Below are 18,975 nucleotides of genomic sequence, written 5' to 3'. Positions count from 1 at the left end.
TGATTGCAGGCGGGGCCTTATCTGCCTGACGAAGAAGAGACGAGGCGAAGAAGGCCGGGTGTTTTCATCCGGCCTTTGTTTTTTGGCGTTTCGCGCATCGGAGTTTTTCGTAGCGCGCGCCGCGTTTAATGGCCGTCTCTGCTCATGCCGTGGTCACAGCACCGCTGCACGCCTGTCACGCGACATGGCTCAGTTCGATGCCCGCTCGACCTTGATGTCGCCGAGATCGTCGATCAGCACCGTCCAGCTCTCAGGTTCGCGGGCGGCAGGGTCGGTCTTCAGATAGACCGTCGCGAACATGCCGGGCTGTGCGGTCACTCCCGTCGAGGTTTCCGGCCTTATGTCGGTAACATAGGCTTTCAGCGACGAGAATTCCTCGAGTTCGGCGGAGGAGACGACTTCCGGTCCGGCGGGCGTCGCCGCGATCTGCTGCAGATGGATCTGCGCCGTGCCATCCTGTTGTCTGAGGGCGATCAGCTTGTAATAGCCGCGCCGTGGACCGTCGGCACTCTTCGGCTCCGTGGGCGTTTGCGCCTGCGTACCGTTCGGGTCCAGTGCCGACAGAGGATCGCCGCTTTCCTCCCAGTAACCGGTGCTGGTGACGAAGGTTACTTCCGGCGCAACCACATTCGCCTCCTCGGCATGGGCGTTCGCGCCGGTCACGGCGAGAAGAAGCGCAAGGAGGAGGGGCTTGTGCATCGCTTTTGATTTCCTGTTCGAACCGCGACGCGGTGGTCGTTCTAAAATTGATCCTTCGCCGGACGCTCGGCGAACTCCGAAATCATACCATATCGCGCGTTGAGACCGGCTGCTCAATTGGAAAACTGCTCCGCCAGGATGCGATCTGACCAGGAGTGATCGGGATCAGAGAGGATGCGGGCGGTCATATTTTCTGATTCGGCGATGCGCACCTTTGCCACCGACTTGACTTCCTGATGGTCGGCAACGGCGTTGACCGGCCGCTTGTCAGCCTCGAGGATCTCGATCTCGACCGTTACGTGGTTTGGCAACAGGGCGCCGCGCCACCGCCGCGGACGGAACGGGCTGACGGGCGTGAGCGCGAGAAGAGGGGCTTCCAGCGGCAGGATCGGCCCGTGGGCGGAGAGGTTATAGGCGGTGGATCCGGCGGGTGTGGCAAGCAGCAGCCCGTCGCATGTCAGCTCTTCAAGTCGGGTCTTGCCGTCGATCACCACACGCAGCTTGGCCGCCTGGTAGGATTGCCGGAACAGATAGACTTCGTTGATCGCAAGCGCCTTGAATGTCGCGCCTTCACCGTCGGTGGTCTGCATCTCCAGCGGGCGAAAGGCATTTTCCACCGCATTGCAGATGCGCGCCGTCAGATTTTCGGTGCTGTAGCGGTTCATCAGAAAGCCGACCGATCCCCGGTTCATGCCGTAGACGAGCTTGCCGGAGTTCATCGTCTGGTGCAGCGTCTGCAACATGAAGCCATCGCCGCCGAGCGCGACGATGACGTCGGCTTCATCGGCATCATGGTTGCCGTAAATCGCCTTCAGATCAGCCGCCGCCTTTTGCGCCTCTTCCGCTGGAGAGGCAAGGAACGCGAGTGAAGTGAACGTGCGGGCCATGAATTTTCAGTCCGTTCAACAGGTTGGGCATCGCCGCGGTGGCCGAGCCTAGGTTTCGTTTCTGGCACGACGTGGCGCCGAACGCATCTGAAAAATTGGGAGAATTCGCAATTTTGCTTTACACGCTGTGAGATTGTGATAACTCCCACCGCTGAAAGTGCCCTTATAGCTCAGTTGGTAGAGCACCTGATTTGTAATCAGGGGGTCCCGGGTTCGAGTCCTGGTGGGGGCACCATCAAATTCCAAGCGAATTCAAGCGCTTAACAAAGACCCCGCCCTTAGTTGGCGGGTTTTTTGTGCGCCATTGCTTTGACGGGAATTACCATGTTTTCCGGGCTTCCCCATGCTTAGCCGGGATTCGCTGGAACATGAATGGCGCATGATGGCTCATGCCGCCGCCTTCCTGCGTAGCCATGCGGCCTCGTTTCGACGTGCTCGCGGCCCCGATGGCGTGGCGGCCATCACCTGCCGGACGGTCCTGTCAGGGAATCGGAAATCGATAATCAGGTGCTTGCCCTCGCGGATCAGTTCCCAACTGTCCGCTCCGGCTTCGGCGGCAAGCTCTTTGATCTCTCGGATGACGGCGGGTTTCATGAGTCCAGCGCCACGAGAACGTTGCCGAGGAAATGCCTTCGCCGGCCACTGGCGTCTCGCAGTTCGTAGTGCTGCCGACCGAGTGTCGTTAGCTGGCGAGCTATCACTACTGCCGGCATGCCGCCCGAAACGTGATCGACCATCTGGCCAACTTCGAAAGTGAGACAATTGTCGCTGTTTTCCATTTGCTGTCCTCTCCGCTGATGGAGGTAGCAAACCAAATGAAGCGCACGCCGTCAAGTGAAAAAATCGACTAAGTCATTGAAAAATAATGTAGTTCTACAAATTTGTAAAACCATACTAGCTTGGTTGCAGGCCGCACTAGGCGGCCCGCTGTTAGCTTCATTTCCAGTCCAACTTAGCCAGCGCGGCATCGACGACCGCAGGCGCAAGGCCCGCTTCCTTTGCTTGCGCGTAGGCCTGCACGATGGTCGCCAGCGCCCTTGCCGAGCCGCCAGCATCGAACGCCTGTGTTGGCCCCATCACGTCGATGTCGACCGGCGAGCCGAGCTTTTCCGACGCTTCCTCGGCCAAGAGCATGGCGATCGGCTGGAGCGTCCATTGGGCAAGATGCCTTTGCGCCTCGCGTACCAGCGGCCCGGTCGTGGAAGCATTGAACAGCCCTGGCAGCACGCCGAACGCGCCGCAGATGGCATCACGCGCCGCAGCCAGGCTTTCTACCGACATTGAGCGCTCGATGTCCGGCGTCACGTCTGCCGGCTTCCAATCCACCGCAGGAGCCGGCCCGCCAGCCGCCGAAACGTTGACGGATTCGCGCAGCAGAACACGGCCACGCTGACCGCGGAAGGAACGCCCGAGCGACGTCATGTCGGTTTCAGCGCCTTCCGGGTAGGGCACGATTTGCGAACCGAGGGGCGCGTTTTCGTACACTTCGGCCAGAGCGCTTTCCAGTGCATTGAGCAATCCAGCCGTCAGGCTCGCCCGCCTCAAAGGAGCCGTTCCAAGCCAAGGCGCGACGGGATCGGCGCCGATGCGCAGGTGCAGGACTTCGCCGGCCAGTGCGGTTTGCGTCGTGCCGCCGCCCGCCTCTGAGATGCTGACACGGTAGGCCCTCGGCTTGCCGTCTCGGGTGGACAGATCCCAATCCGAGCAAGGCACAAGGCCGGTCTCTCTGATGAGGAATACCGCCTCGCCACGAAGCGCCAGAGAGCGGGCCAGGAGCGCCAGGGAGCGCCTGTCGAGCAGATCCGTGCCGGTGACATCGGCAAGGCTGAATGCGCCCTCCCAAAGGCTAACGCAGCTTTGTGCCGTCGCGGTTAGTTCGGCAATACCGCGCCGGCCGCTGATGTAGCTTTCGCGAGCCGCCATCAGTTCGGCAGTGAAGCCGGACATAGCGGAACGCTTTTCGACAACGGGAGAGCGCCGGAAAAAATCTAAGATACTCACTACACCCTCCGGAAATTGCGCAGCAGGTCGCCGGCGCCGCTGTTTGCCATTGCCTGTGCCGCCCACGATGCCGCACGGCTTTTGTCGACGGTGACCGAACCGGCAGTTACACGCTCGCGCGTGGTTCCCGGCGAGCCCTTCTTTGCGGCGGCCATATACTCAGCCAGACGCCGGAAGGCCTCGTTGACGATCTCGGGAACCGTGCCGCTGCCGACCGTGCCGACAAAGCGATAGGTGCCGCCCGGAAGGACATAGCCACCCATAGGCGATGGCGAGAGCGTGACGGACTCCCATGCATCGGCCTGCCATACCTCAACCGTCGAGACGGTTGCCGGCGCCAAGGGCGGGTGCCACTCGCCGCAGCCTTCCGTGATCCACTCGATCGCACGGGAGGTATAGCGGTGCGCGGTGTATGCCTCGATGCGCTGCCAGATCATGTCCGGATCCAGCGCAGCCGCTGCCGTCGAAAGGCCCGACGGCGTGGCAGGATATGCGGCCGGGATTGCTTCGACTTGTTTGATCGTGGTCGCCATCATGCCCTCCATCGGCTCAAAGTGCGTTTCAGGCCGGCGTCTGGTGCCTCGTCATTGGCGAGTGACCATGAACGCGCCGCGATCTGGGCTGCGTCATAAGCGGGTCGGGTGACCAAACTCACCTCGAAAAGCTCGGCTGCGTTTACGGTGCGCAGCAGGCCTTCGGCCGAGCGGGTCACGATGTCGCCACCAGGCGATACGCGAAAGCCCGGTGAGATGCCCTTGGTGAGGCCAGCCGCGAGAGCCGCCAGGGCGTCTTGTGCCCAGCTTGTGGTTGCTGCGACACGGGCCTCGATGTAAAGCGCCGTGTCGTCGTCACGAAGCGTGAGAGAGCCAGCGTCCGTAGACGCGAGCGGTTTTTCAGGATCGTGACCGGCGAGAAGAAATATATTCTCGCGAGCCTCGATCCGAGAGCGGAAAGCCCGAGTGGCGAAGCGCTCACGCTTGCCGTTTCCGAGCGTGGTTTCCGAGCCGTAAGGAAAGCGACCCGTCAACCGGGTCGCTCCGCCTTCGGCGCGGATTTCTAGTGAAATCGGCGCGCCGTAAAGCATGTTACACCTGAACTCCGGTCAGAATCTGAAGCTGCTGCGAGCGCAGCGCGCTAACGTCTGCGGTAACCAAACCAGTGAGGCGAAGGCCGCCCGATGCAGCGTCTGAATATACGTCACGGATCAGGTCGACGGCGCCCCATGTAGCCAGAACTGCCGGTGCAACGCCGCCGATCGAGGTGGTAAGCAGCGCCTTGGTCGCGAGCGGCGAGCCGGTCGGAGCCGCCAGCGCATTGGTCGTCATTACTGGCGAGCCAACGTTCTTGGTGAGGCGATCCCACTCGGTAACTGCGGTGTTGGTGATGTATGTTCCATCCATCTTATCGAAGACTTCCGGACGGATCAGCAGGTTCACAGAGCCCGGCCCGGTGATCGCGTTGTCAGTCATGAAACGCACGATGGCGGCGCGGAACGCAGCCCACGAAGCCGCAGCCGCAACTGCCGTCGACGTGATGCCATACGAGCCGACCAGCAAGCCCGCAGGCTCACCGGAGGCACCAGCGCCGAGGAAAACCGCCTTATCGAGCGCTACAGACATGCAGCCGTTCATGTCGCGGCGAACAGCCTGTTCCAGAGCGTCACCGGACTGCTTGAGCGCCTTGCGGGTGATTTTCATCTGGATGCCGAGAGTCGAGTTCGGAGCAACGCTGCGCTGCGCGGTCGAGTAGACAGTCGGACCAGCCACGTTGCCGGTTTCCGTCGCCTGCCAGCCAGCCGTGACCGAAGAAGCGGTAAGCGGCCATTCCTCGCTGCCCTGGCCGATATTAATCATCTGAACGCCCATCTGCGCTGCCACAGAAGCCGGGAAGAGCCGATCAATGATCGGAGCCGTCATCTTGGGCGAAGGAGTACCCGAGGCAACAGTCTCGCCGGCACGCTGTTCGAGCGCGAACGCTTCAAGGGGAACCGGGCAACCGCGGTAACCGCCCTTGGAGCGAAGCTCCTGAACGACTTCAGCAGTCTCGCCAGAAAGCGTGCGGCCCTCGTCAAGGAACAAAGCGACCTGGCGCATTTCGAAGCGGTCAATCAGGTCCGAATATTCCCGATCCGAACGGGTTTCGAGCTCGCCCTTGGCGTCCCGACGTTCCGTGTCCTCGGCGATCAGCGAGGCCCTGTAACGAGTCTCGTTGCTGCGATATTCGGAGTCCATGCTCTCCATCGAGCGGATCTCGTCGGCGGTGGCGTCAGCCTTGCCAACCAGGCCGGCGAGCGCCTGTCGGATTTCGGACTGACGACGCTGGATTTTAACAGATTCAAGCATTCAAAGTTCCTTTCGGAGGAGGGATTGCCAGGCCTTACGCTCTGGCGATGGTAGTTGGCCGCGTTCGGCCAGTGTCTTCTCGAGATGACAGGCGACGCACAACGTCTTCAGGTTGCCTAGATCGTAGGCAAGCTCCGGCGCCAGTCGCACCGGGATTACGTGATGGACTTCCAGCCGGCCGCGGGCTCCACATTCTGTGCATTTGAAGTCATCGCGGCGGACAGCGGCCGTTCGAACCGGCCACCAGCGGCTATCGTGATGCATTACACCCATGATGCCTGCCGCAGCTTTTTCGTCGGCCGAGCCATGCGCCGGGAGCCTTCCGCCACGGCCAGGATGGTTGCAGCAGCCGGGTCGATGCGGCCCAGCGATCTGCCCTTTGCCAATTTTGCATTGCCGGCCGGGTCAATGAGCGTGATCGCATCGGCCATGGCGGAACGCAGCAGCAGCGATGGCCGGGTCTTTACATGCCCGTCGAACAGCGCGCGGCGGAACCGCTCGATATCTTCGGAGCCGTCTTTCCAGCCGAAGCCGCGCCAAATGAACGGCACGCGGGACAGGCCGGCGCCCTGCATAGCTTCCACGAATTCCGCGTGCCGGAATCGATCGCCGACTATTGAGGAAATGGTGGAGCCATCGACAAGCGCGACGACGCTGGCGAGCCACGGGCCAGGCGGCACCGTGTTCTCGCCGAGCACTGATAGCTCCCCGCGTTCCTTCATTTCCAAATAGCGGCCTGACACGCCGTCAGACGCGCCGCGATCGGCAAGTCCGGGTTTGCTTGGAAACGTGCCGACTGCCTCCAGGCGGCCCGTGGCGGGCCAGTAGAACGCAGCAGCCGACATCGAGCGGGAGCCGCCCAAGTCGATACCAAGGATGCACTCGCCTTCGCGGGCCGGGAGATCGTCGGGAGAGACTTCGGCAGCCATCCATTCGTCCACCGTCACCAAAACGGAGCGATCTTCGGTGCTGACACGCTCGTTCCGATTGAGATTGCGGAAAGACGAGAGCGCCGAGCCACCGCGAGCGATTGCGCGCCGGGCTTGAGCCTGTAGCCATTCCAGCGATGCTCCTATGCCCTCAGCGGCGCCAGGATTGGCCACCAGCAGGCTTTCCGCGTCGTCGGCGGGAAGGCCGAAGGACGGCCTATGCTCTTGCGTATACGTGCCGGGGGGCGGCTCATCGAGCCAGCGGCTGAAGGTGTTGGCGTCGTCGGGCGCACTGGTCGAGATGATCAGCGCCTTGCCGCCGCGCTTGCCCAGGCCGGACAAGATGGCGTTTTCCAGCAAGTCGCCTTTTTCGCGTTCCCACGCTGCCCGCTCGTCGAGGATGGCAAGGTTTGGAGCGCCGCCAAGAATCGAACGACCATCAGCAGCGATGCATCGGGCCAAGCCGCCGCCATTGCCGCTATATTCCACCTCCAACCGCGAGCCACGGCGGATGGTGAAAAGCTCTTGCTCGTCGGCGGGAAGGCTTTCGATGAAACCAGTTATGAAATTGAAGGCTGTCTTCGCCTGATCTCGGTTACGGGCCGCCAGGATAATTTCGCGCTTTGGCTGCGAGTCCCATTTCCCCATTACCGCGGCGGCGGCGAGGCCCGCCGACAGTGCTGTTTTAGCGTTGCCACGGCCGATCGAAAGGCAGGCGACCATATTTTCAGGGGCGAGCGCGCCGCGGACAAACGACTTTTGAAATTCCGCCAGTTTTAGCGGCTTGCCAGCGTTCGGCCCCTCGGGAATTTTCAGGGTTTCCAGAAAGGCGATGGCGATTTCAGCAGCCGTTTTTTCCTTGGATTTTTTTCGGGAGAGAGAACGCAACACCCCACCACCGGTGCCCGCTCGTGAGCGTTTCGGGGGCATTGGGACCAGACCGACCGTCATGGCGCAGCGCTCGTCTCGGAGCACTGGCATAGCCACATCGCCGTCGCGGGATCGATCTCGATCTCGGTGATGAGCCACCAGCCGCCCTCAATGGCGATCTTATCGAGCCGCTTGGGCGCGACCGCGAGCGTGCCGGCCAGCAGTTCGATCTTGGCGGCCGTGCGAGGGATGCCGCTCAGGCCCGCGTATTCCGCGTCGTAGCTGCCGCGCAGGCCCTCGCAGGCGTATGGCGTGTCATAAACCGGCGCCTCATTACCGTATCCATCGTCGCCGAGCGAGTATTGCCAAAGCGTGGCAGGGCGCAGACTGCCGGTGAGCGCAGCCGTCACGTCGGCTTTGAGTTCGTCAAGCATGTATCACCTGGATTGATTTGTGTGAGGGGAGCGGCCCGCCACTAGGGCGAGCCGCATGCGACGTCCGGCGATTGAACGGTTACTGAACTGCAGGTGGCGGCCCGCATCGCCTTGCTCGTTGTTGGACGCGTCGCTGCGCCCTCAATGTCTGCCGCCGAATTTGATCTTTGCCGCTGCGTTTACATCCGACGTCAACGGCAAAGAAAAAGCCGCCCCGATGGAGCGGCTTAACTGTGTTGCTGTTGCTGTTAGCTAAATTACGCTACACGATTTGCAACATTGGCATGATAATTGCTTTCCGCAACCTGCGCCTTTGCCCAATCCATCGCCTTCCGCAGCATCGCGGCACCCTTCTGGTCTTGGTAACGCCCTGTGGCGCCGAACGCCCGGCCAATGCCTGCCACGTTCTCGCGGGCCAGTAGAAGTTCAAGCGTGTAGTCGACATCCGCCGGCGGTTCGTCGAATGTCGGCTCTTCTGCCTTCAGCGGAGAACCACGCGACTTGCCGGGCCGTGGTGTTCCGAGACCGCTCTCGGCCCCAATGAACTCCGCGCCAGGCGCGATGGCATCGGCACATGCACCGAAGCTCTGGAAATCATCCGAGAGCTCGTCAACGTCATTCTGTGGCAGTATGTCCTGCCGCGTGTAGCCGCACGGCTCCACTGGCTGCGGTTCCGCATCGCCAAGCCTTGGAAGCACTGCCGGCAAGGCAAGGTGCTCGCCGAGCGCTATCTTAAATTTCGACTTGCCGCGCGCCACGCCATTGCGCCTCACATCGAGACCGCCTTGTGTCGGTTCGTTATCGTTGGCTGCCACCACGGAATCTGGCAGCCGCTGGCGAGCGATCAACCATAGGCATGCCGCGCCGTAGTCGTCGTTCTTCGCCGCCCAATTGAAGGCTGGCCTGCCGCCTCGGTAGACTGGTTGCCGGCCTTTCGGCGGCTCGTTGTCGTTGGCTGCTAGGAGTTTCGTCGCGGCCCGTTCGACTGCGCGGCGGTCGGCCTCGGTGCGTAGATTTGTCGGTATGCTCATGCGGTCCTCCTCTGTTGGTTGTCACTTGAAGGTGTACCCCCCTTCAAGTCCTCTAAGTCCTTCAAGTTCTCGCCGTCAGAGTCTACTTCTGCACTTGAAGGAGGATAGTGTGAGGTTGAACTTGAAGGGGTTGAAGGACTTGAAGGGGGGGAGCTATAAGTTCCGTATCCATCCTTCACGGCCTCGCCCGCCGCTACCATCTTGCGCAGCAGATAGCTGACATTAGGTGCCTTCATGCCGGTGGCTTCTGCAATCTCAGAAGGCTTCATCGGGCTAGTCGCAGTTCGTAGCGCCTCAATGATCTGCGTGCGTTCGCCAGAGCGTTTCACGTCGTCAACGTCGCCGAGCACTGACCACCGGCCACCGTCGAACTTAAGCGCCTTTTCTACTTCCTCCACGTCACGGCCACGGCCATAGAGTTTCGGCCCGTCCGCTGTCCTGTTAAGGATCATGATGGAGTCCGCCGCGCCGGTAAGGCCGTTCGTGCCGGAGATCATTTCAAGCGGGTCTTCGGCTTCAGCCTTGCGCACGTGCGTGACGACGACGATTGCCAGCCGATGCACGCTTGCGTACCGCTGCAAGGGCGATAGCGCCTCGTAGTCTGCGGCATAGGAATCTTGGTTGCGCTTCTTTTCGGCACGGACCATTGCCAGTGTGTCCACAATGATGAGGCGGGGGTTGCTGACACGCGTGCGCCAGGCCTCGAGCGTGTCGATAAGGCCGGCATTGATTTTTGGCGCCTCTGTCAGGAGCGAAAGCCGCGACATGTCGGGCCGATGAAACTTCGGCAGGACCACCTTGAGACGGTCCTGTAGGCGGCGCTGGTTGTCTTCCAGTGCAAGATAGAACGCATCGCCCTGTTCGCACTCGACGCCGAGCGATAGCCCGCCACTGGCCACGGCAATGCCAAAGTCCAAGGCCAGCCATGACTTGCCGAGCTTCGGCCTGCCGCCGAGGAGCGTGAGCCCTTCCGCGACAAAACCGGGAATGACGTACTTGATTGGCGAGAATTCCATGCCGAGAAGCGTTTCCGCATCGACGAATGCGGAGGGCTTTTCAGCTTGTGGCTTGTTGTCGTTGGCTGCAGGGGGGGGGTTCATCTTCTCCGCGAGCTTCAGAAGGCTGGCGGAGAGCGGGCCGGGTTTGTATTCCTTCGGAGGCGGCATCGCGCCGATATCACGGCCGATAATCCGCATTGCGATCTCGCCGTCCGCATCAGGGCCAGCGATCTGCGCCACCTTGGGCTCGGCTGTTTCGGGATCCAGCCACAGCAGCATGGAGGTCTTTGCGTCGCAGCCGTCGATCTCATCGACAAGCACGGCCCAGCGGGCAACCTCTGCCATGTCTGCCGGCCCGCTATCACTTGAGGGCTGCTCTAGCGTCTCAGGGGCGGCTCGCTCCCAGTCGGGCTGGCCATCTTCCTTGGCAGGGGCGACGACGATGTGCGAGACGGCATGCCCCCAATCGAAAATGCGATCGTGCAGGCCGTAATAGATTGAGGCGATGCCGTCGAAGTCGTCAGCAGCGGACAGGCCGCCGAAAATGAACTGCTTACGTTGCGCTACGGTCATTCGATTCGGCTTCTCCGTTCAGGGCTGCCAATGCGGCGCGGATAAGTTTTTCTGCGAAGGTGGGGGCGAACGTCGCGCAATTATGGACGTTCGTATGTGGCGGGTAGACCCGATGCCCGCGCGGGGTTTTGACGAGCTTCAGCCCGAACATTCGAACGTCCGGCGACAACTGCGCGTCAAACCGCGCAATGATGCTCCCACCGCCGGTGTCGGGGCGGACATCTAAGATTTCCATTGAACCTCCCATTTAATCGATGGTGTCTTCGGCCGCTTGGGCGGCAAAGGCGGCCACTTCTTTACGTTTCTGGCGGTCCTCAATGCGGATCATTCCCTGGACCACGAGAAGAGCCGCGGCTGTGTCATTGGATGCGCCTACGGCCATCAACTGGCTAATTGCGTCCTCGATGATTTCGCGGGTTTTATCGGTCTTGTACTGGCCCACGTTCATGCTGCGGCCCCTTCTTGCTCGGCCAGCCATTTGGACAGCGATGATTTACGGGCCGCGACCGTGCCGCCCAGTTTGAAATGAGGGACAAGCGCGCCGTATGTGAGCCTGTAGACCTGCCGGGGCGTGACGCCCAAGAACCGTGCGATAGCGTGGGCGCCCATCAGAAGATCGCCCTCGATCACATTATCATTCGCTGCCTGCATTTTTTTCCTCCGGTGGGGTTGACATGATTTGTAAAACTGGTATTTTCGAGAGTGGATAAGTGTGTCTTCTCCCTTATATCACTTTACATCCTTTGTCAAGGTTTTTCTTGATTGCCCTAACTTGCCGTGCTTTCGTGCGCCATTCAAATCAGGAGGTCACGGAATGGCGACGATCACGAAGCGAAGATGGAAGACAAGCAAGGGCGTTGAGCGCGAGGCATGGGTGCTTGCCTATACCGACGCGAGCGGAAAGCGGCACAAGGAGCAATTCGAAAAGAAGCGTGACGCCGAGGCTCGCCGGACGGAAGTAACGCACCAAGTTGTCACCGGCACGTATCGGGCCGATGCGGCAAGCACTACCGTTGAGGACGCAGTCAAAGACTACCTCAAGCACCTGGCCGGCCGTCGTGATCGCGGCGAACATGCTGGCGAGCATTATCTCAGAACAGTCGAAGGTCAGCTTTATAACTACGTTGCCCCGCAGGAAGGGCGCGCCGTTGAGTTCGAAGGCGGCATAGGTGCGGTGAAGCTCTCCCAATGCACGGCCAAGGTCGTCAGTGACTTCCGCGATCGGCTGCGTGATGCTGGCGTCGGCGTCGTGACAACGCGCCGAATTCTCGGAAGTCTGTCGCGCGCCCTACAGCATGCAGTAAGCAACGATTTGCTTGCCATCAATCCGGCCAGCAATATCCGAGTGACCGGCAAGCGTGGCGAAGGCGCAAAGAAGGTCGTGCCGCCATCCAAGGCAGATCTGGCTGCCGCGCTCGGCCAAGCCAAAGGCAGCATCGCAATTCGCATGCGCCTATCAGCATCAGCCGGTGTGCGCGCCTCCGAACTCTACGCGCTTCGCTGGAGACATGTGGCCTTCAATGCCGGCGAGCTAACCGTCGACGGTCGCGTTGATGCATATAAGAATGAGGACACGACGAAGTCGACCGCAGGCATACGGCAAGTACCGCTGTCATCCGCAATGCTCGCCGAACTTCGGAAGTGGAAGGACTCAGCCAAGAGCTCTGAGGCTGATGATCTAGTGTTTCCGAATTCTAAGGGCGGATTTCTCGATCACAAAAACATCCTCAAGCGGGAGTTTCGGCCGCTACTTGCTGCTGCTACCGCCAAGGCAAAAGAGGACGGCGGGAAGTTCAAGGCATTTAATTGGCACGCTCTACGGCACTTTGCCATCAGCACGTGGATTGAGGCCGGTATGCAGCCGAAGACTGTCCAGACGTTCGCCGGTCACTCCTCACTGGCCGTCACCATGAGCAGATATGGGCATATGTTTCCGAGCGACACGCATCGCAATGTCATGGACCAAATTTCGTCCTCGATTTTTGGGAGTGGCGCACAAATGGCGCATGACGCCACAGAAGTACCGTAAAATAAGGCTTTCCATCCTGATTTGTAATCAGGGGGTCCCGGGTTCGAGTCCTGGTGGGGGCACCACTTTTTCCAGCAACGCTATCAATTTCGCGCCGCTCCGATCTGGGGCTTGCATAATAGTTCGTGCTCGCCGGCAGGGCCGAACGGTTGCCGTGTCTGTGCCGCACATTATCGACCTTGCGTGGCGGTGCGATGCAGCGCCTGTCTACCGCGCCCTGCGCCCGCTTAGATCTCGAACGACCCGGCCCCCTTCGGAACAATTTCTCGGCATTTTTGCATGGCGTTCAGGAGATTGTCGGCGAGATAGTCGATCAGGGCGCGCGTTGCCGGCAGCATGCCGTGGCGGGACGGGAAGACGAGGTGGACGACAACGTCGCCAGAACTCCATTCGGGAAGCACCGGGGCAAGCACGCCGGCGCGGAAGGCACGTTCACAAATGTGGTCAGGCAGCAGCGCTACGCCCATGCCTTCGATGGCCGCGCGTTCCAGGATGAGAAAGTCGCTGCAACCGATGATCGGCCGGTGTGAAATTTCGGTGGTCTTTCCCTCGGTATCGACCAGCCGCCAGACATCGCTGGCGTGGCTCTCATTCATCGACAGCGTCGGCATCTCGCCCAGATTGTCGATGGTGATGTCGTCTAAGCGGGTGAGCAGGGTGGGGCTCGCCGCCAGCCGCTGGCGGACCTCGCCGAACCTGCGGATGATCAGCTGATTGTCGGTGTCGAGCTGATCGCGGGCACGCAGCGCCACGTCGATCCGCTCCTCGATCAGATCGATCCGGCGGTTGGTGGCGGTAATCAGCAGCCGGACACCGGGATAGCGGCGGTGGAAGGCCGGTAGAATGTCGGCGAGCATCGGCGTGAAGCCAAGCGGGCAGGCGAGGCGGACCGTTCCGGTCGGCTCGGCTTTGACCGCGGCGATCTCCGCTTCGGCCACGGCGACGCCATCGAGCAAACCCTGGCAATGTTCGTAGAAGACCTGCCCAATCTCGGTGACGCGCAGCTTGCGCGTCGAGCGCTCGAGCAGCCGGACGCCGAGCTGGTCTTCGAGGCGCGCCACGTGTTTGCTGAGCTTGGATTTCGGGATGTTCAGATCGCGCGCCGCAGCGCTGAAACCGTTGTTGCGCACGACGGCTGCAAAGAGGGCGAGGTCGTTCAGGTCTTGCATCTGTTATCGTCTCCCATCGCCGGATCGCCAGGCTCACTGTTTCCATCCGGAAACAGTATGTCAAATAACCACTGACTTATCGCGCGATTGTTTTCCAATCATATGTGATGCACCGCAACGCCAACACAAAGGTGCTTCACATGAACGTCCTTCACATCGATTCCGGTATCCTCGGTGATCACTCCGTTTCCCGTCGCCTGACCGCGGCGATCAGCGCACAGATCAAGGCTGACCGCCCGGACGCCAAGGTTACCTATCGTGACCTTGCAAGCAGCCAGATCCCGCATCTGACCGGTGCCCAGATCATGGCGCCGGCCGATCTCGCAGGTGTTGATGCCGGCCTGGCCGCCGAAGTCAAGATCGGCCGCGAGATGCTCGAGGAGTTCCTCGCTGCCGACACCATCGTCGTCGGCGCGCCGATGTACAACTTCTCCATTCCGAGCCAGCTCAAGGCCTGGATCGACCGTCTCGCCGTCAACGGCAAGACTTTCCGCTACACCGAATCTGGCCCGGAAGGCCTCGCCAAGGGCAAGAAGGTGATTGTCGCCTCAACCCGCGGCGGCCATTATTCCGCAGGCCCTGCCTCGGCCATGGACCACCAGGAAGCCTACCTGAAGACGGTCTTCGGTTTCTTCGGTATCACCGACGTTGAATTCGTGCGTGCGGAAGGCCTGAACCTCAGCGCCGACTCGAAGCAGTTCGCGATCGCCGAAGCCGAAAAGACCATTGCCGAGGGAACCGTCCTTCGTCTGGCAAGCTAAATCAAGAGTTCAGCGGATCACGTCAGTGGTCCGGTGAAGGGGCGTTGGCCCCCATTGCGGACGGTGCCGGTTGCCATGCAGCCGGCATTGTCCGTTTCCGCGTCGATAATTCTGTATTATAATGTGCTCATGAGAGACTGGCGGAGAAGGCCCTTGGCTGTCATCGCTGCGGTGGTCGCGCTTACGACCGCCGGTACGGCATATGCGTCTCCGCCCGATACTGACTGCACGTGTCGCAATCGCGACGGCTCCAAGTATGAACTCGGCCAGACAGCCTGTCTGCGTGTGGACGGGACTTCCTATCTCGCGCGCTGCGAGATGAACCTCAACGTCACCACCTGGAGAAAGCTGCGTGAGGGGTGCCCGACCGCGAGCAATCAGAGCCGATGGGCTTCGTACTGGTGAAGACGCAATGACGAAGACGCAGTGATGCGGTTTCGACGGCAGCAAGAAAGGCGCTGAGGCTGTGTATCGGCGCTTGATGTCGCCGCGTTGTGCACCCGGTCGAATCGATCGGTCGCGCCCATCAGAAATTATGCTCGGTGGGAAAATCCCCCGGCTCTTCGCTTCCGGAGGATTCTGCAAGCGTTTGGCGGCCTTCAAAGGCCGAATTGCTCACTTACTCAGGAACTGACGGGCCGCATACATGGCGATCGCCGCCGCATTCGAGACGTTCAGCGACTTGATTGCGCCGGGCATGTCGAGCCGGGCGAGCGCCTTGACGGTCGAGCGGGTCTTTTGCCTGAGACCCTTGCCCTCCGAACCGAGCACGAGCGCGACCTTGCCTCCGGCAAACGTGCCCTCGAGCGGCTCCGGTCCTTCCGAATCAAGGCCGATCGTGTGGAAGCCGAGGCGGTGCAGTTCCTCGATCGTGTCGGAAAGATTGGTGATCTGGATATAGGGGATCATTTCCAGGGCGCCGGACGCCGACTTTGCCAGAACGCCTGATTCGGTCGGGCTGTGGCGAATGGTGGTGATCAGGGCGCCGGCATCGAATGCGACGGCCGAGCGCATGATCGCACCGACATTGTGCGGATCGGTCACTTGGTCGAGCACGAGAATGAGTTGGCATTCGCTGAGCGCTTCGAGCTTGCGCAGCGGCAGCGGCTTGGTTTCGAGCATCACGCCCTGGTGGATGGCATCAGGACCGAGGATCTTGTCGAGATCCTGTGGCGCCACGGTCTCGACCGGGAAGGGGAGTTCTGACAATTCGCCGAGTTCCAGCCGTGCGGCTGCGTTCTGTGTCACGCACAGGCGAACGATCTTGCGCGACGGGTTGTCGAGTGCTGCACGCACCGTATGAAGGCCATAGAGCAGCACCTGTTCGGGTGCGAGCGCTGGCGGCTTCCAGTCGCCGGGCTGTTTGCGCCAGCGATCCTGCTTGGGTGTCGGGATTTCCCCGCGCTCGCGCTTGGCGTCGCGGTGGGCGCGCCTGAGAGTGGCGTAATGGGTGTTCTTGGCGCTCTTGTCGCCGATGTCATCTTTGCTCATGCCTGCCTTATAGAGCGCTTCGCCTGACCTGGGAACGGAATTCGATAGCGGTGGATAAAGCGGGGCTGTGGAGAATTTCACAAATTTTCCGTTTTGGCGTGTTGACAGGAGCAAGGCGGGCCGTCATATACCCCCCGCAGAACGAGAGGCGGCAACGACAAATCGCTGGATGTCTCACGATCTCAAATGCTTGGTCGACTTGATCCCGACAGAATAATGGAGGGATGCCCGAGTGGTTAAAGGGGACGGACTGTAAATCCGTTGGCTTCGCCTACGTTGGTTCAAATCCAACTCCCTCCACCATTCTGCTTCTGGATCGAAGACCCGCGGGTATAGCTCAATGGTAGAGCAGCAGCCTTCCAAGCTGAATACGCGGGTTCGATTCCCGCTACCCGCTCCAGCAGCGCTGACCTTTTCCATTTCCTTAAAGTGACGCTTCAGCTGCTCCTCATAAGCCGTTGTTTGTTCTTTGGCCGAGCCGCAAAGTGATTCCAAAATCGGTACAACTTGCGTCGTCGATGCGCCGTTCTTATATGATGGCAGGAGATGGCTGCCGTGGCCGGTCCGGGCGCACGCAATTAAGTCTTGCGCAAATCCCTTGAAACCCTTAAACGGCTCCACAAACCGGCCCAGCCGGCTGATCAATCATACTTGACCACAGGAAACGTACCCATGGCAAAGAGCAAATTTGAGCGCAACAAGCCGCACGTTAACATTGGCACGATTGGCCACGTTGACCATGGCAAGACGTCGCTGACCGCAGCGATCACGAAGTACTTCGGCGAGTACAAGGCGTACGACCAGATCGACGCTGCTCCGGAAGAAAAGGCCCGTGGTATCACGATTTCGACGGCTCACGTTGAGTATGAGACGCCGAACCGTCACTACGCGCACGTCGACTGCCCCGGCCACGCCGACTACGTCAAGAACATGATCACCGGTGCAGCGCAGATGGACGGCGCGATCCTGGTTTGCTCGGCCGCTGACGGCCCGATGCCGCAGACCCGCGAGCACATCCTGCTTGCTCGCCAGGTTGGCGTTCCGGCAATCGTCGTGTTCCTGAACAAGGTTGACCAGGTTGACGACGCCGAGCTTCTCGAGCTCGTCGAGCTTGAAGTTCGCGAACTTCTGTCGTCCTACGAATTCCCGGGCGACGACATTCCGATCATCAAGGGTTCGGCGCTTGCTGCTCTTGAAGATTCCGACAAGAAGATCGGCGAAGACGCGATCCGCGAGCTGATGGCGGCTGTTGACGCCTACATCCCGACGCCTGAGCGTCCGATCGACCTGCCGTTCCTGATGCCGATCGAAGACGTGTTCTCGATCTCGGGCCGTGGTACGGTTGTGACCGGTCGCGTTGAGCGTGGCATTGTCAAGGTTGGCGAAGAAGTTGAAATCGTCGGCATCCGCGACACGTCGAAGACGACGGTTACGGGCGTTGAAATGTTCCGCAAGCTGCTCGACCAGGGCCAGGCCGGCGACAACATCGGCGCGCTGATCCGTGGTGTTAACCGTGACGGCGTTGAGCGTGGTCAGATCCTGTGCAAGCCGGGTTCGGTCAAGCCGCACAAGAAGTTCATGGCAGAAGCCTACATCCTGACGAAGGAAGAAGGCGGCCGTCATACGCCGTTCTTCACGAACTACCGTCCGCAGTTCTACTTCCGCACGACGGACGTGACGGGCATCGTGACACTTCCGGAAGGCACGGAAATGGTTATGCCTGGCGACAACGTCACCGTTGCCGTTGAGCTGATCGTTCCGATCGCGATGGAAGAAAAGCTGCGCTTCGCTATCCGCGAAGGCGGCCGTACCGTCGGCGCCGGCATCGTCGCTTCGATCGTCGAGTAATCTCCGGATTATTTCGGTTCAGAAGGCCCCGCTGGAAACGGCGGGGCTTTCTTCGTTTTGATTAAGACGCTTGGGCGGTCCGCCTATCCTTGCGGGAATTCCGTGGAAGGGCAGGCGTAAGGAAGGCGTTCTGAGGCATCTGGCTGCGCGTTCCGGCCCCAAGCTCGTGCGACGCTTCCATCGCCATTGCGACCGGCGGCTCTGTCAATGCGTCGTAATGCAGCCGTTGAGCCGGCCGCGACTGCCGCTTCAATGGCGCGCGCATTGCGCGCAACGGACGGCGCGGCGCGGGGTGGAAAGGCACATCACGCGCTGTTGCAGTTTTTGCCACAAGAATTTGAATCTTTTCCGTCAAAGACGCTTGTCATCGTCCGATAAACTGAATAATAAGCCGCTGACTTGATGCGCTGACCGGTTCGAGAATGACCGGCCGGAGCGACTAGGGGTATAGCTCAGTTGGTAGAGCGGCGGTCTCCAAAACCGCAGGTCGTCGGTTCAAGCCCGGCTGCCCCTGCCATTGCCTTCGTCTTTGCAAACGGCTCAAAGCCGAGTAGGGCGGGAGGAGGTCGGATAGGCCGACCATCGAAATTCACAGAAAAGACCGAATGCCTCTTGTGATTTATGGAATCGGTCTTTATGTAGGGTCCAAACAGACACGCGGTGTGTGGGGCTGAATCATCGGCTTTACGCGCCGTAATGGCGTGAGCATTACATGGCATCCAAAACGAATCCGTTTACGTTTCTGCAGCAGGTTCGCTCAGAGGCGTCGAAAGTAACTTGGCCATCCAGGCGCGAGACGATGATCTCGACGCTGATGGTATTTGTGATGGTCTTTTTTGCCGCTGCCTTCTTCTTTGCTGCGGACCAGTTGATGGGTTGGCTGATTGGCCTAGTCCTCAACGCTGGCGCTTGA

The 18,975-nt window shown here is 60.4% G+C and carries 22 protein-coding genes and 4 tRNA genes; 9 read left to right on the top strand and 17 right to left on the bottom strand.

Annotation, left to right across the window (positions count from 1 at the left end; genetic code table 11):
- Positions 1-189 precede the first annotated feature (189 nt).
- A complete protein-coding gene (locus BLJAPNOD_RS16315) occupies positions 190-699 on the bottom strand; it encodes a hypothetical protein (protein WP_115420496.1) in 510 nt (169 codons plus the stop codon).
- A 113-nt stretch (positions 700-812) separates the two neighbouring features.
- On the bottom strand, positions 813-1,586 hold the full coding sequence (locus BLJAPNOD_RS16310; protein WP_077498437.1) for an NAD kinase: 774 nt from the start codon (positions 1,584-1,586) through the stop codon (positions 813-815).
- A gap of 159 nt (positions 1,587-1,745) precedes the next feature.
- Here BLJAPNOD_RS16310 and BLJAPNOD_RS16305 point away from each other — a divergent pair.
- Positions 1,746-1,821: transfer RNA gene (locus tag BLJAPNOD_RS16305), tRNA-Thr, on the top strand.
- Between the two features lie 152 nt (positions 1,822-1,973).
- Here BLJAPNOD_RS16305 and BLJAPNOD_RS16300 read toward each other — a convergent pair.
- From BLJAPNOD_RS16300 to BLJAPNOD_RS16235, 13 genes are all read right to left on the bottom strand, one after another.
- Entirely contained in the window at positions 1,974-2,180 is a 207-nt protein-coding gene (locus BLJAPNOD_RS16300) for a hypothetical protein (RefSeq protein ID WP_115420495.1), read from the bottom strand.
- On the bottom strand, positions 2,177-2,365 hold the full coding sequence (locus tag BLJAPNOD_RS16295; protein WP_115420494.1) for a hypothetical protein: 189 nt from the start codon (positions 2,363-2,365) through the stop codon (positions 2,177-2,179). The genes BLJAPNOD_RS16300 and BLJAPNOD_RS16295 overlap by 4 nt, the downstream gene beginning before the upstream one ends.
- Positions 2,366-2,522: 157 nt before the next feature.
- Positions 2,523-3,587 (bottom strand): phage portal protein, encoded by a 1,065-nt coding sequence (locus tag BLJAPNOD_RS16290; RefSeq protein WP_199565948.1) that lies wholly within the window; start codon positions 3,585-3,587, stop codon positions 2,523-2,525.
- A complete protein-coding gene (locus BLJAPNOD_RS16285; RefSeq protein ID WP_147294554.1) occupies positions 3,587-4,120 on the bottom strand; it encodes a hypothetical protein in 534 nt (177 codons plus the stop codon). Before BLJAPNOD_RS16285 ends, BLJAPNOD_RS16290 begins: the two co-directional genes overlap by 1 nt.
- Positions 4,120-4,671, bottom strand: coding sequence for an HK97 family phage prohead protease (locus tag BLJAPNOD_RS16280; RefSeq protein ID WP_115420491.1), 552 nt, complete (start codon positions 4,669-4,671; stop codon positions 4,120-4,122). The genes BLJAPNOD_RS16285 and BLJAPNOD_RS16280 overlap by 1 nt, the downstream gene beginning before the upstream one ends.
- A gap of 1 nt (position 4,672) precedes the next feature.
- Entirely contained in the window at positions 4,673-5,929 is a 1,257-nt protein-coding gene (locus tag BLJAPNOD_RS16275; RefSeq protein WP_115420490.1) for a phage major capsid protein, read from the bottom strand.
- Between the two features lie 263 nt (positions 5,930-6,192).
- On the bottom strand, positions 6,193-7,809 hold the full coding sequence (locus BLJAPNOD_RS16265) for a terminase large subunit (RefSeq protein WP_244610954.1): 1,617 nt from the start codon (positions 7,807-7,809) through the stop codon (positions 6,193-6,195).
- Complete coding sequence (locus BLJAPNOD_RS16260) at positions 7,806-8,162, bottom strand: hypothetical protein (protein WP_115420488.1); 357 nt, start codon at positions 8,160-8,162, stop codon at positions 7,806-7,808. Before BLJAPNOD_RS16260 ends, BLJAPNOD_RS16265 begins: the two co-directional genes overlap by 4 nt.
- 257 nt (positions 8,163-8,419) lie before the next feature.
- Positions 8,420-9,193, bottom strand: a complete 774-nt coding sequence (locus tag BLJAPNOD_RS16255) for a hypothetical protein (RefSeq protein ID WP_115420487.1) — start codon at positions 9,191-9,193, stop codon at positions 8,420-8,422.
- Positions 9,190-10,764, bottom strand: coding sequence for an AAA family ATPase (locus BLJAPNOD_RS16250; protein WP_244610953.1), 1,575 nt, complete (start codon positions 10,762-10,764; stop codon positions 9,190-9,192). The genes BLJAPNOD_RS16255 and BLJAPNOD_RS16250 overlap by 4 nt, the downstream gene beginning before the upstream one ends.
- Complete coding sequence (locus tag BLJAPNOD_RS16245; RefSeq protein WP_147294553.1) at positions 10,745-10,999, bottom strand: hypothetical protein; 255 nt, start codon at positions 10,997-10,999, stop codon at positions 10,745-10,747. The genes BLJAPNOD_RS16250 and BLJAPNOD_RS16245 overlap by 20 nt, the downstream gene beginning before the upstream one ends.
- Before the next feature lie 12 nt (positions 11,000-11,011).
- The gene (locus BLJAPNOD_RS16240; protein ID WP_115420485.1) at positions 11,012-11,212 is read right to left on the bottom strand and encodes a hypothetical protein; all 201 of its coding nucleotides are present in this window, start codon (positions 11,210-11,212) and stop codon (positions 11,012-11,014) included.
- Positions 11,209-11,415, bottom strand: a complete 207-nt coding sequence (locus BLJAPNOD_RS16235) for a helix-turn-helix domain-containing protein (RefSeq protein WP_115420484.1) — start codon at positions 11,413-11,415, stop codon at positions 11,209-11,211. The genes BLJAPNOD_RS16240 and BLJAPNOD_RS16235 overlap by 4 nt, the downstream gene beginning before the upstream one ends.
- A 163-nt stretch (positions 11,416-11,578) precedes the next feature.
- Between BLJAPNOD_RS16235 and BLJAPNOD_RS16230 the strand changes: the two genes are divergently transcribed.
- Positions 11,579-12,793 carry a site-specific integrase gene (locus tag BLJAPNOD_RS16230; protein ID WP_115420483.1) on the top strand — a complete coding sequence of 405 codons (1,215 nt, stop codon included), beginning with the start codon at positions 11,579-11,581 and terminating at the stop codon, positions 12,791-12,793.
- A 227-nt stretch (positions 12,794-13,020) separates the two neighbouring features.
- On the opposite strand, the gene BLJAPNOD_RS16220 is transcribed toward BLJAPNOD_RS16230, so the two are convergent.
- Complete coding sequence (locus BLJAPNOD_RS16220) at positions 13,021-13,962, bottom strand: LysR family transcriptional regulator (RefSeq protein WP_077498436.1); 942 nt, start codon at positions 13,960-13,962, stop codon at positions 13,021-13,023.
- Between the two features lie 140 nt (positions 13,963-14,102).
- Between BLJAPNOD_RS16220 and BLJAPNOD_RS16215 the strand changes: the two genes are divergently transcribed.
- Together BLJAPNOD_RS16215 and BLJAPNOD_RS36005 are read left to right on the top strand one after the other, a co-directional pair.
- On the top strand, positions 14,103-14,723 hold the full coding sequence (locus BLJAPNOD_RS16215; protein WP_115421314.1) for an FMN-dependent NADH-azoreductase: 621 nt from the start codon (positions 14,103-14,105) through the stop codon (positions 14,721-14,723).
- Positions 14,724-14,852: 129 nt separating this feature from the next.
- Positions 14,853-15,128, top strand: coding sequence for a hypothetical protein (locus tag BLJAPNOD_RS36005; RefSeq protein ID WP_115421313.1), 276 nt, complete (start codon positions 14,853-14,855; stop codon positions 15,126-15,128).
- Positions 15,129-15,338: 210 nt separating this feature from the next.
- On the opposite strand, the gene BLJAPNOD_RS16205 is transcribed toward BLJAPNOD_RS36005, so the two are convergent.
- On the bottom strand, positions 15,339-16,214 hold the full coding sequence (locus BLJAPNOD_RS16205) for an RNA methyltransferase (RefSeq protein WP_115420482.1): 876 nt from the start codon (positions 16,212-16,214) through the stop codon (positions 15,339-15,341).
- 218 nt (positions 16,215-16,432) lie between these two features.
- Between BLJAPNOD_RS16205 and BLJAPNOD_RS16200 the strand changes: the two genes are divergently transcribed.
- From BLJAPNOD_RS16200 to secE, 5 genes are all read left to right on the top strand, one after another.
- Positions 16,433-16,517, top strand: a tRNA-Tyr gene (locus BLJAPNOD_RS16200).
- Between the two features lie 23 nt (positions 16,518-16,540).
- A tRNA-Gly gene (locus BLJAPNOD_RS16195) sits at positions 16,541-16,614 on the top strand.
- A 272-nt stretch (positions 16,615-16,886) separates the two neighbouring features.
- Positions 16,887-18,062 carry an elongation factor Tu gene (gene tuf / locus BLJAPNOD_RS16190; protein WP_077498427.1) on the top strand — a complete coding sequence of 392 codons (1,176 nt, stop codon included), beginning with the start codon at positions 16,887-16,889 and terminating at the stop codon, positions 18,060-18,062.
- Positions 18,063-18,503: 441 nt separating this feature from the next.
- A tRNA-Trp gene (locus tag BLJAPNOD_RS16185) sits at positions 18,504-18,579 on the top strand.
- Positions 18,580-18,774: 195 nt separating this feature from the next.
- On the top strand, positions 18,775-18,975 hold the full coding sequence (gene secE / locus BLJAPNOD_RS16180) for a preprotein translocase subunit SecE (protein WP_025426653.1): 201 nt from the start codon (positions 18,775-18,777) through the stop codon (positions 18,973-18,975).

It is taken from the genome of Ensifer sp. M14 (assembly GCF_003355565.1).
Classification (GTDB): domain Bacteria; phylum Pseudomonadota; class Alphaproteobacteria; order Rhizobiales; family Rhizobiaceae; genus Ensifer.
The sequence above is the reverse complement of the archived record's forward strand: the minus strand, read 5'-3'. Positions and strand labels throughout refer to the sequence as shown.